The sequence below is a fragment of the Pseudoalteromonas sp. PAR1 genome (assembly GCF_947311895.1).
GTDB lineage: Bacteria > Pseudomonadota > Gammaproteobacteria > Enterobacterales > Alteromonadaceae > Pseudoalteromonas > Pseudoalteromonas lipolytica_C.
The window spans coordinates 309943-321361 of record NZ_CAMZMY010000001.1 but is presented as its reverse complement, the minus strand read 5'-3'; the positions used below and the strand labels follow the sequence as shown (position 1 = coordinate 321361).

10 protein-coding genes are annotated in these 11419 nt (G+C 41.1%); 7 read left to right on the top strand and 3 right to left on the bottom strand.

Annotated elements, in window-relative coordinates; genetic code table 11:
• Nucleotides 1–128 precede the first annotated feature (128 nt).
• Together QL229_RS01470 and QL229_RS01465 are read right to left on the bottom strand one after the other, a co-directional pair.
• Nucleotides 129–2561, bottom strand: a complete 2433-nt coding sequence (locus QL229_RS01470) for a TonB-dependent receptor (protein WP_138557019.1) — start codon at nt 2559–2561, stop codon at nt 129–131.
• A gap of 184 nt (nt 2562–2745) precedes the next feature.
• Nucleotides 2746–3096, bottom strand: coding sequence for a DUF5522 domain-containing protein (locus QL229_RS01465; RefSeq protein ID WP_135926133.1), 351 nt, complete (start codon nt 3094–3096; stop codon nt 2746–2748).
• 44 nt (nt 3097–3140) lie between these two features.
• Here QL229_RS01465 and QL229_RS01460 point away from each other — a divergent pair, with 44 nt between their 5' ends.
• The 6 genes from QL229_RS01460 (at nt 3141) to QL229_RS01435 (ending at nt 9781) form a co-directional block, all read left to right on the top strand.
• Nucleotides 3141–3458 carry a hypothetical protein gene (locus tag QL229_RS01460; RefSeq protein ID WP_281546429.1) on the top strand — a complete coding sequence of 106 codons (318 nt, stop codon included), beginning with the start codon at nt 3141–3143 and terminating at the stop codon, nt 3456–3458.
• Nucleotides 3459–3589: 131 nt separating this feature from the next.
• Nucleotides 3590–4231 (top strand): tRNA-uridine aminocarboxypropyltransferase, encoded by a 642-nt coding sequence (locus tag QL229_RS01455; RefSeq protein WP_135926318.1) that lies wholly within the window; start codon nt 3590–3592, stop codon nt 4229–4231.
• An 838-nt stretch (nt 4232–5069) separates the two neighbouring features.
• Complete coding sequence (locus tag QL229_RS01450; protein ID WP_281546428.1) at nt 5070–6074, top strand: Fe(3+) ABC transporter substrate-binding protein; 1005 nt, start codon at nt 5070–5072, stop codon at nt 6072–6074.
• A 71-nt stretch (nt 6075–6145) separates the two neighbouring features.
• Nucleotides 6146–7780, top strand: a complete 1635-nt coding sequence (locus QL229_RS01445) for an iron ABC transporter permease (RefSeq protein WP_135926130.1) — start codon at nt 6146–6148, stop codon at nt 7778–7780.
• Complete coding sequence (locus tag QL229_RS01440) at nt 7777–8820, top strand: ABC transporter ATP-binding protein (protein WP_281546427.1); 1044 nt, start codon at nt 7777–7779, stop codon at nt 8818–8820. Before QL229_RS01445 ends, QL229_RS01440 begins: the two co-directional genes overlap by 4 nt.
• A 61-nt stretch (nt 8821–8881) precedes the next feature.
• The gene (locus QL229_RS01435; RefSeq protein WP_135926128.1) at nt 8882–9781 is read left to right on the top strand and encodes a Dyp-type peroxidase; all 900 of its coding nucleotides are present in this window, start codon (nt 8882–8884) and stop codon (nt 9779–9781) included.
• Here the strand turns inward: QL229_RS01435 and argR are convergent.
• Nucleotides 9778–10245 (bottom strand): transcriptional regulator ArgR, encoded by a 468-nt coding sequence (argR, locus tag QL229_RS01430; RefSeq protein WP_138557014.1) that lies wholly within the window; start codon nt 10243–10245, stop codon nt 9778–9780. The genes QL229_RS01435 and argR overlap by 4 nt on opposite strands.
• A 226-nt stretch (nt 10246–10471) precedes the next feature.
• On the opposite strand from argR, the gene mdh reads away from it, so the two are divergent.
• Entirely contained in the window at nt 10472–11407 is a 936-nt protein-coding gene (mdh, locus tag QL229_RS01425; RefSeq protein WP_138557013.1) for a malate dehydrogenase, read from the top strand.
• Nucleotides 11408–11419 lie beyond the last annotated feature (12 nt).

Here is an 11419-nt window from a genome sequence, read left to right as displayed (position 1 = left end):
AAAGCCGAATATATGGCAGCAATGAACTTTGAAATTCTATCAATTACTGTCTTGCAATCGGAGATAGTCCATATATGGTATTAAAAAGCCCTGCCTAAAGGTGGCAAGGCTTTTATGGGTATGTTTAATTACAGCTCAAAGTTGTAGCTAAACTTCATACCGATAGTACGAGGCGCGGTGGTGTAGTGGCCATAAACACGCTGTAGCTCAGGTAGCTCTTTATTAAGCTCAGCATATTGCGACATACCAGCCCAAGACTTATCACGACGTACAGAAGTGAATGCATATTTATCGAATAAGTTGTCTACGTAAAGCGTTGCAGACCACATATCGCCAGTAATTTTGGCAGATAAGTTACTTAGTGCATAACCCGGTAATACTTCGCCGTCTGCTTTTAAGCCTACTTTGGTGATCACATCGCTTTGCGCTGTAATACCGTAGTTTACGCTTAATAGTTTATCGCCTAGGATATCTTGCTCGTAACGAAGACCAAATGAGAATTGATGCTCAGGAGCACCCGGTAAACGGTCGCCTTTGGCACCATCATAGTAGCTTTGGTATTGCGCTAGGTCGTCGCCTAATACACCAAATAAGTAAGGCGCATCTTCGGTCAATTCAGCCTTTGCATACGCATATGTTGCATACGCTGCCCAGTTATCACCAATCATTGCGCGAGTAGAAAGTTCAACACCTTTAGAATTAGCAGAGCCTGCGTTCGAGGTAATTAATTCTTGGCCATTTACAGTGCTGCTACCAACTTGCGCATCTTTCCAATCAACATTAAATAGCGCTGCATTGAAGTGTAGGCGGTTACGTAACCATGACGACTTAAAGCCTAGCTCATAGTTGACAGTTGTATCTGGCTTGTAATCTTCTTCGTTTGGTAGAGCACAAACAATTTGTTGTTCAGGTAGTACATCAGGGCAAGGGGCAATACCGTTACCACCACCAATACGGAAACCCTCACTCACGGTAAAGTAAGCAAGCACACCATTATCGAATGTATAGTTAGCATTAAACTTGAATAAGTTTCCGTTATCGCTGGCGCTTACATTTTCCATAACTAGATTATCGAGTGAATCAAAATCCCCTGAGTAAAGCGGTGTTGCAGAACCTGATGTTGTTGATACATCGTATTCGTAAAAACGAGCACCCAAAGTTACATCAAACTGATCTGTGATGCTGTAGCCGATTTCACCAAAAAGTGCTTTTTCAGTGGTTTCACTATCTGAAATTAGAATGTACTCAAGGTCTTGTTCAACATTTGGAATGCCGCCACCCCAGTACTCAGTCAGACCCGGCGTGTACTCACGATCATCTGAGTAGCTTTCTACTTTGTTATAGAAGCCACCTACAATCCAGTTAAAAGCACTACTGCTATTTGAAACTAAACGAAGTTCTTGCGTAAACGTATCACGGTCTGAGGTGTCGTGTGTATAGCCAACAAAAGAAGGGAAGTCGGCATAACCTGACCAAATATCGTAAAGAAGATCAGTTTGATCGCGCTGACCAGACTGTTCATAGCTAGACCAACCAGATGCAGATACCAGCTCAGCAAAACCAAGATCTGCTTTTACTTCTAAGCTTAATAAATCGTTTTCTTCTTCGCCAGGCTCAAGTACACGAGCTACGTTTTCGTACTTTCCTGGGATGCCTTGTAGTGCACTACTATCAGCAAGTGAGCCGTATTGCGATGTCGAGTTACCGCCATTTTCTTGCTTTTGATAAAAGTAGTTTAGCGTTGCATCAACATCTTCGGTTGCAAGCCAACGCAGTGATAGACGTGCTGTGGTGATTTGCTCATCGTTAACATCGCTTACGCTTTTTAAGTTGGCATTTACATCGCTGCTGTCTGAAAAGTCAGGGTTTGGGTTTGATACACCCGGTTCTTGAACCACGTGAGTGTAGTCAATGTAACCAGGGTTATCGTAATAGTTTAAGCTGGCACGAAATGCGAGTTTTTCTTCAATAAGCGGAGTGTTGAATACCACGCCAAACTCACCGCCGGTGCCGTCGCTTTCGTTGATACTAAATACATCGCCTGTAACCTGACCTTCTGTTAGATCTAGATCGGGCTGCTTAAGTAAGTAACGGATCGCACCGCCTAAAGTTCCCGCGCCATAAAGTGTACCTTGTGGACCAATTAACACCTCTACACGGTCAACATCAGTTAAACGTAAGTCGATGCTAAGTGGAATTTCACCAACATAAGTGGCCACTGTGCCACTATCAGAAATACGATCAGAGGTATTTGTGTTTAAACCACGAACGATTATCGGAGAACCTTCACGGCCACCTTGATCAGAAATTGTTAAGCCTGGTACCCAGCGCGCGACATCTTCAAGATCACCAATGTTTTGGTCGCTAATTACATCGCCATTTAGGGCTGTGATATTAAGCGGTGCATCTTGCACTGAACCTGCACGTCGTGTTGCAGTGATTTGAATAGTTTCAATTGATTTATCAACTTCTATAGCATCTTCAGCTGCAAACGCCATATTGCTATTGATTAAAACCGCAGAAATTGCACTTGCAAGTAGAGCAGGCTTAAAGGTGTTCATGATTGATTCCGATTATGTTGTAGTAAATTTATGCTCAAAAATTAAACAAAGTTAATAATTTAAGCGTAATTCTAGAGTGAATTAGTGAATTTATATCCAATTATAATGTATTTTTATTCTTTTCGTCATGTCTTGTTTGCAAAAAAATTCACGTTATTTGAATAAATACTCTAGTGAGGAGTCGTTAGTCATTGAAGGGACAATGAGTACACCCGTTGGTGCAGCATTTACCACGCTTTAAAAAGAACCAGCGGCTAAACACCATATAGTTGTTTTCTAATGTGTAATCGAGATTTTCAATCAAATTACCATGCTGGTAAAAGGGTTTCGCAAAGGCTATTTGTTCAGCCAGAGGCTGTTCATATAGTTTTGATAAAAAGATATTTATCTGTTTTATAGTACACTCACGACATAAGCAGGATGTTGCATTATTAATAGGTAAGATTGCAGGCAGTTCGTTACACCAGCAGGCATTTATATCATCAGCACGACATGTTAATGAGGCACCGCAGTGTGAGCAGGTAAGGGTTGTCATTGAGTCAAGGATTAACCGGTCAGTTTAAAAGGTAAGCATAGCAAATGGATAAATTACACGCATTAAGTCAGTTCGCTTGTTTTGGGGAGCTTTGGGATGAGGCTATCACTGTAATTGCTGTCTGCCCAGATAGCCAAGAGGGTGAATATATATTGACCAAGGCAGTATTTCGCCAAGTTCTAGAGCGAGCCATTAATGGTGAAATTGATTTTGACGATCTGGTGCTTTGGGCCAGTGTTTTAGAGTCTCGACAAGATATAGATGAGAGTGCCGTTGAAGGTGCTGTGTATGCTTTAAGTAATCATGAACAAATGGGTGAACTTACAAAGATGACATTAGTAAGGTTGTTAGCCTTGGTATAAAAATAACTCATCATTAGATGGTAGATTTCTATTACCATTAATTTTAGCTACAATATGCGCCGTTTAATTTTTCGGTAATCACAGTGGCTAATATTTTTAATAACGCAGTTTTAGTGCTTCGCGCACAGCAAATGAGCGAATCAAGGCGCGAATTTAAAGCACGAGGTGCAAAGCTTACTCGTTGTGAGCGTTGTTTATTAGCTGAAAACTATTGCATTTGTGAAGGTGTTGAACAAGCGCAGTGTAATGCTGCAGTGTGTTTACTGATGTATCATAATGAAAGCTTTAAACCATCGAATACAGGGCGTTTGATTGCTGAAATTATTCCTGAAAACTATGCCTTTAAGTGGGACAGAACAGAACCTGATCACGCATTATTAGCCTTATTACAAGACCCACAATATCAGCCTATGGTGATTTTTCCGGCGAGCGATGTTGAAGATGAAACGCGAGTAATCGATGAAGTATCGCCACAGCAAGGTAAGCGCCCATTGTTTATCTTTTTAGATGGTACTTGGCGAGAAGCAAAAAAGATGATTCGCAAAAGCCCTTATTTAGATAACTTACCTGTATTGTCTATTACCCCAGAAAAGCTTTCAGATTATCGTTTACGAGTTGCTCCACATGAGCATCAACTTGGTACAGCTGAGGTCGCGATAATGGTGCTTGCGCTTGCTGGTGAAGTAGATGCTACACAAAAGCTCGAAACGCACTTTATAAAGTTTAGGGATGCATATTTACTAGGAAAGCGAAATAAAGGACGCCCAGAGTAATACTAATTTGCTTAATTAATCCCTCAAAATGATTAAGTATTGTTGCGGATTGGAATAACTATTTTCAGGCAAAAGAAAAGCGCGAACTATTGCTAGTCGCGCTTGCGGAATCTTCTTAATTTTTTGCATCCTGCAATTGAATCTAATCAACTCCCTAAACTTTGCCTATCCATGCGATTGCACTTTACTTTTTGGTTCTATGCAATGTAAGGCTTTCCAGCCTTGTTTCCTTGTCACTCCTTTACATCCATGCGGGTAATTTCTTTACCTATCCTTTACGCGTCGTCCTGACACTATCCATATGTTAGCAATTCCATTGCGATACCTTTCGGCCTGTCCTTTAATCCACTTTTGAAACATCCTGTATAACAACGTCCTGTTGTTATGCCATTTCACATCATCCTGATGTTGTCCTTAGTGTGTCATTCCATTGCGTTACTCTTCCTGAGCCTGTCCTTAGTTCCTTTTTATCCTAATGAACCTTATTCCGCGGTTTTATGAGTAATACTTCCATATCCGTTTACTCATTAAGCTTCTTGCTTAGTTGTTGTATATAAGTATAGGGAATTAGTGAGCATCGAATAGGTCAAAATCGCAATTAAAATAACGGTTACATTATTGTAATTAATAATAAATCACTATTTATCAATGTTTTAAGATTTTTTAGGGGCGGTTTTTCGAGTTTTTTTACTCAATAACTGCCATTTAGGTGAGATATATCTTACAAGTAAGTTCTCAAATGGCAGTACATAAAGTTATAGAGGGAATATAAACGGGTGCACTTTTAGCAGAGTATAGGTAAAATATTTTGATAATTGTTATTATTTAGGTGCCAACAATGAAAAAAACAGCCTTACTGATTTTGACTACTTTAATGAGTACCTCAGCACTTTCTGCCGATGTGGTTAATATTTATTCGTTTCGTCAACCATTCTTAATTCAGCCAATTTTAGATGACTTCACCAAGCAAACTGGTATTAAAACCAATGTGGTGTTTGCGAAAAAAGGTTTAATTGAACGTGTGAAACGTGAAGGTAAGCACAGCAAAGCTGATTTGGTGCTTACTTCAAACTTTAGCGCACTTATTCAATTAGAAGATCTTGGCTTAACTCAATCAATAAAAAGCGATGTTATAGATGAAAATGTTCCTAGCACATTTCGTGATGCTGATGGCCAATGGATCGCTTTAACGAAACGAGTTCGTAATGTTTACTCTTCAAAAGAGCGTGTTGGCGCACTCGCTGATTTAAGTTATGAAGATTTGGCTGATCCCAAATATAAAGGCAAAATCTGTACTCGCTCAGGTAAGCATCCATACAATTTAGGTTTAGTTGCTTCTATGGTTGCGCACCATGGCGAAGCAAAAACTAAACAATGGTTAGAGGGCGTTAAAGCCAATTTAGCACGTAAGCCACAAGGTAACGACAGAGCGCAAGTCAAAGCTGTGAAAGAAGGATTATGTGATCTGGCATTAGGCAACAGCTACTATTTTGGTAAAATGATGCAAGATGAGCAGCAAAAGTCATGGGCCGAAGCAGTTAATATTAACTTTCCAAACCAAACCAATCGTGGCTCACATATTAATGTTTCGGGTGTTGTTATGACGCGATACGCTAAAAATCCGGAAAATGCCTTGAAACTGATTGAGTATATGACCGACAATAAAGCGCAAAATATGTATGCTTCGGTCAATATGGAATACCCAGTAAAGCAAGGGGTTGCATTGTCTGAGATGGTTGCGTCATGGGGTGAGTTTAAAGAAGATAGTCTTGCTCTTGATGAAATAAGTAAATACCGTCCTGTTGCGTTAAAGCTAATTGACGAAGTAAAGTTTGACTTATAACGAGGTTTTTCCTCGTCTTTTATAAAAGCTGTTTTTTAACAGCTTTTATTTTATCTGGTATTAATCCACTTATGCATGTGAAGTTTTCGTTGTCGCGTTGGCAAGTATTGGCTTGGCTAATCGGTTTGCTACTTGTTACGCCGCTAGGTTTTTTATTGTTTGAATCTCTGCAAGGTGGTTCGGATGTCTTTCAGCATTTATTTGATACGGTTTTGTGGGACTACACGCGTAATACCCTTGTACTCATAGCAGGGGTTGGGTTATTGAGCTGTGTTATTGCGCTGCCGCTTGCGTGGTTGACTGCGTACTGTGAATTTCCTGGTCGAAAACACTTTGAATGGGCACTGATGCTGCCTTTGGCAATGCCAACTTATCTCATTGCTTATGTTTATACGGACTTACTTGATTATGCTGGGCCTGTGCAAATTGCGCTCAGGGACTGGTTTGATTGGCAGTCACCCGATGATTATTGGTTTTTTGATATTCGAACTTTGCCGGGGGCAATTATTATGATTGCATTAGTATTGTATCCGTATCTTTATCTTATTTTTAAAACGGCCTTAAGAGAGCAATCTTTTAAATTAGTGCAAGCTAGTCAGTTAATGGGGTTATCGCCATTACAAAGCTTTTTACGGGTAAGTTTACCGCTTGGTCGAGGGGCAATTGTGGCAGGAGTTACGTTAATCAGTATGGAAGCTATGGCTGATTTTGCTACTGTTAATTACTTTGCAGTGAGCACACTAACGACCGCTGTTTACGATACCTGGCTTGGCTATTATTCATTAACCGCTGCGGCAAAAATATCAGGCATTATGCTGCTTATTTTGTTTCTCACTATTATGGTTGAGCGCTTTAGTCGTCGTAATCAAGCTGTGTATGAACGCCAGTCGAGCATTAACAGCGCAACCTTATATCGCTTAAAAGGTAGCACAGCATGGGCTGCAAGTTTAGTCTGCACAGTTGTGTTGGTACTTGCTTTTGTCTTGCCAGTTGGAGTGCTTGTTAAATACGCCATTGTTTATGCGGATGAAGCATGGAATGGGGCATTTTTTAATTATGCTTGGCAGAGCTTTAAAGTCGCCATTGTTGTCAGCCTAGTGACAATCCTTCTTAGCTTGTTGGTATTGTTTTATCAGCGTATTGCTAAACAAGCGTATCCACTCATTCCGGGGCGTTTAGCAAGTACGGGTTATGCGCTACCGGGTACGGTACTGGCGATTGCGGTATTGTTACCACTTACACAAATTGATGATGCACTTAATCAATGGCTTGAACCAATAGGTTTATCGCCGGGTTTACTTCTGAGTGGGACATTATTTGCGATGATTTTTGCGTATATTGTGCGCTTTTACGCGATTGCACATGGCGCCCTTGAAAGCAGCTTTTTACGTATTAGCCCTTCTCTTGATATGGCAAGTCAATCTATGGGTAAAAGTGCATTTCAAACCTTGTATAAAGTACATCTGCCTTTACTTAAACGTGGCATTTTAACCGCTGGGCTTCTGGTATTTATTGAATGTATGAAAGAGCTACCCGCGGCCTTGTTATTACGACCGTTTAATTTTGAAACTCTTGCAACTCATGTTTTTCAATATGTTAGTGATGAGCAGTTAGAGTTAGCGTCTATCTCAGCCCTGTTTATTGTGTTAGTCGGGCTTATTCCTTTGTATTTCGTTAATCGTTCGATGGAGCAAAATCATTCATGAGTCATTTGATAATTAAAAATTTAGCTTATCAATACAATGGCACTAAGGTATTGGATGCGCTTAATTTGAATGTTGAACAAGACGAAATCGTCTGCCTGCTTGGGGCAAGTGGTTGCGGTAAAACAACGACTTTAAAAGCGATTGCCGGAATTATAGAGCCCTCACAAGGTTTTATGAGCATTGATTCGCTTGTCGTTAATGACGACAAGCATTTTGTTGCACCAGAAAAACGTAATATTGGCATGATGTTTCAAGATTACGCGTTATTTCCTCACTTATCGGTGAGCGACAATATTGCATTTGGTTTAACCAATATGAGTAAGTCGCAAAAGCGTGAGCGCGTGGATGAAATGCTGAGCTTAGTTAAGTTAACTGGCTGTGCAGAACGTTATCCGCATCAATTATCAGGTGGTCAACAACAGCGTGTTGCAATTGCTCGTGCGCTTGCTTATAAACCCAGCTTGTTATTACTTGATGAGCCATTTTCTAATATCGATACGCAGGTTCGCTTTGAGTTAATTGCCGACATCCGCCGTATCATTAAAGCTCAGCAAGTATCAGCAGTGTTTGTTACCCATTCGAAGGAAGAGGCGTTTGCGTTTGCTGACACCTTGGCTGTAATGCATGGTGGAAAAATAGCCCAACAAGGCTCATCAGAACAGTTATTTAGCCAACCTAACTCAAAGGAGGTTGCAGAGTTTCTTGGTACAGGCATATACTTAACGGCGAAAGTCTTAACGCCAACTGAATACGAAACGGCGTTTGGTGTAATACATTCACTCACAGTAAATAACAGTGCTCACAAACAAGGGCAAGTTTATGTACGGCCTCATTATATTCAGTTATGTGAAGCTGAACAGAGTGATGAAAATAGCCTGACAATTTTGCACAGACGCTTTATAGGCACACGTTATGTTTATCGTGTGAATATAGCGGGGCAGGAGTGTGAAGTCGCTGCAGAGCAAGACCGCGTGTTTGCAGTTGAGCAGCCTGTAAAAATAAAAATAATGCCGCACACAGTCAATTTTTTTCATGATTAGTACTGCTTAACAATCTTGAATTCTTGGCTAGGTGCAAATAACGAGAAGCTAAGGATTCACTATGGCGCAAGCGCAATCTGGGATTTGTGCTGAAGCAAACTTACATGGTTTGCACCTGTTTTTTAATGTTTATGATGGCCATGACGAGTCATTACGTAAAAAGTTAAAACGCGTGAGCGTCATTCAAGATGAGTTTGCGGATCAGTTCTCAGAAGCCATGCTGTCGTGCGTGGTTGCGCTTGGTGCGCAATATTGGCCGCATATTTTGCCTGAGTTTATTCCAAGTCAATTACAAAGCTTTCCTAATGTGACTCATAGTGAACATGTTATGAGTGCACAGCCATTTGATTTATTTGTACAAATTCGTTCAGACCGTGAAGATGTTAACCATCTTTTTGCCCTACAGATCCTGAAATTATTTACGCCAGATGTAGAGCTTGTGGAGCAAGTGCGTAACTTTCGTTTTTTAGATGGCCGCGACTTTAACGGCTTTATTTATGCGGGTGACACCCCTCATGGTAGACAAAAGCGCAGTACGGCATTGATAGACAGACCGGGGCATTTTGAAGATCAAGGCAGCTACATTCATGTTCAGCGCTTTGTGCACGATTTAAGTGTTTGGCAACATTTGTCGTTATCAGAGCAAGAGCAAATTATGGGGCGTACTCGGCTTGATAACACCTTAATTATGCCTGCACTCGAAACTAGTCATGCAGTGCGTAGTGAACTAAAAGATGAAAATGGCCAGCCGTTGATACTTAATCAGAGCATGCCGTTTGGTGATGTTCATAAGCAGGGTATTTTAATGGTGTCATGTGCCGCGCAAGGTGATGCGTTTGAGCAGGTATTAAAGAGTCGCTTGGGGCAGGGCGATTGCTACGACCATTGGCTTGATTTTACTCAAGCCGATATGGGGTCGGCGTTTTTCGCCCCGTCAGTAAACTTTTTGAAGCAGCTTTAAACTGTATCGAATAAAGTGCGCACGCGATCAAGCGTGACATCTATTTCAGAAATCTTTGCAGGAGCGATAAAAATTGTGTCGTCACCTGCAATTGTACCAAGTACCCCATCGGCTTTACCTAATGAGTCTAGTAAGCGCGCGATAAGTTGTGCTGCACCTGGGCTGGTACGAATAATAATCATCATTTCGTTATGCATAATATCGATAACGAGTTGACGCAATGGGCTTTTCGCTGTTGGTACTCCCATTTCAGCGGGTAAGCAATACACCATTTCTTGTTTTGCATTACGTGTGCGTACCGCGCCAAACTTGCTTAACATGCGAGAGACTTTACTTTGGCTTATGTTGTCGAAGCCTTGATCTTTTAATGCTTCGACAATCTCACCTTGTGAGCCGAAGTTTTCTTCTTTTAATAGCGCTTTGAACGCTTTGATTAGTGCTTCTTGTTTGTCTTGTGGTTGCATGTTGCCGTATCTGTAGTCATAAAACGTGAAGTAATTCTACACAACTCTGCATACTTATGCAGTACTAGTTTACATTTCTCGCCCTAAATGCTGTGTGTTTACAGTATAGTTTACAACTATGGTCGAAATTATACGCGAAATAAGCAGGATAAATTTGTTTTTAGTCGCTAATTTCATTATCTTTAGGGCCACAAATATTTCCTACCTCAAATTACGGAGAATTCCAATGAAAGTTGCTGTTTTAGGCGCAGCTGGCGGTATCGGCCAAGCATTGTCTTTATTATTAAAAACAAGTTTACCTGCAGGTTCTGAATTATCATTATACGATGTTGCCCCTGTTGTTCCTGGTGTAGCGGTTGATCTTTCTCACATCCCAACAGACGTTAAAGTTGAAGGTTTCGGTGCTGATAACCTAGACGATGCTTTAGTTGGTTGTGATATCGTTCTTATCCCAGCGGGTATGCCGCGTAAGCCGGGTATGGACCGTGCGGACCTTTTCAACGTAAACGCAGGTATCATCAAAACATTAGCTGAAGGCATCGTTAAAAACTGTCCTAAAGCGTTAGTTGGTATCATTACTAACCCAGTAAACGGCACTGTGCCAATCGTTGCTGAAGTATTCAAAAAAGCGGGTACTTACGATGCTGGCCGTGTATTCGGTATCACAACACTTGACGTGATCCGTTCAGAAGCATTTGTTGCTGAACTTAAAGGTTTAAGCGCTACTGACGTTAAAGTTCCAGTGATCGGTGGCCACTCAGGCACTACAATCCTTCCTCTTCTATCTCAAGTTGAAGGTGTTACTTTCACTGACGAAGAAGTGGCAGCATTAACTCCACGTATCCAAAACGCAGGTACTGAAGTTGTTAACGCTAAAGCGGGTGGCGGTTCAGCGACTCTTTCAATGGGTGCAGCAGCAGCACGTTTCTGTATGTCTTTAGTTAAAGGCTTACAAGGTGAAGAAGTGGTTGATTACGCATACGTTGCAGTTGAAAACGGTGACGCAGCATACTTTGCACACCCAGTACGTTTAGGTAAGAACGGTGTTGAAGAAATTCTTTCTTACGGTGAATTAAGCGCTTTCGAAGAGCAAGCTAAAAACGACATGCTTGAAACGCTTAATAAAGACATCCAAGAAGGTGTTGATTTCATCAACGGTTAATTCCGATAGATG

Coding starts and splice junctions, on each gene's coding strand:
- QL229_RS01460 (WP_281546429.1), top strand. CDS start 3,141: ATGGATAAATTACACGCATTAAGTCAGTTCGCTTGTTTTGGGGAGCTT.
- QL229_RS01470 (WP_138557019.1), bottom strand. CDS start 2,561: ATGAACACCTTTAAGCCTGCTCTACTTGCAAGTGCAATTTCTGCGGTT.
- QL229_RS01455 (WP_135926318.1), top strand. CDS start 3,590: ATGAGCGAATCAAGGCGCGAATTTAAAGCACGAGGTGCAAAGCTTACT.
- mdh (WP_138557013.1), top strand. CDS start 10,472: ATGAAAGTTGCTGTTTTAGGCGCAGCTGGCGGTATCGGCCAAGCATTG.
- QL229_RS01435 (WP_135926128.1), top strand. CDS start 8,882: ATGGCGCAAGCGCAATCTGGGATTTGTGCTGAAGCAAACTTACATGGT.
- QL229_RS01450 (WP_281546428.1), top strand. CDS start 5,070: ATGAAAAAAACAGCCTTACTGATTTTGACTACTTTAATGAGTACCTCA.
- QL229_RS01465 (WP_135926133.1), bottom strand. CDS start 3,096: ATGACAACCCTTACCTGCTCACACTGCGGTGCCTCATTAACATGTCGT.
- argR (WP_138557014.1), bottom strand. CDS start 10,245: ATGCAACCACAAGACAAACAAGAAGCACTAATCAAAGCGTTCAAAGCG.
- QL229_RS01445 (WP_135926130.1), top strand. CDS start 6,146: ATGCATGTGAAGTTTTCGTTGTCGCGTTGGCAAGTATTGGCTTGGCTA.
- QL229_RS01440 (WP_281546427.1), top strand. CDS start 7,777: ATGAGTCATTTGATAATTAAAAATTTAGCTTATCAATACAATGGCACT.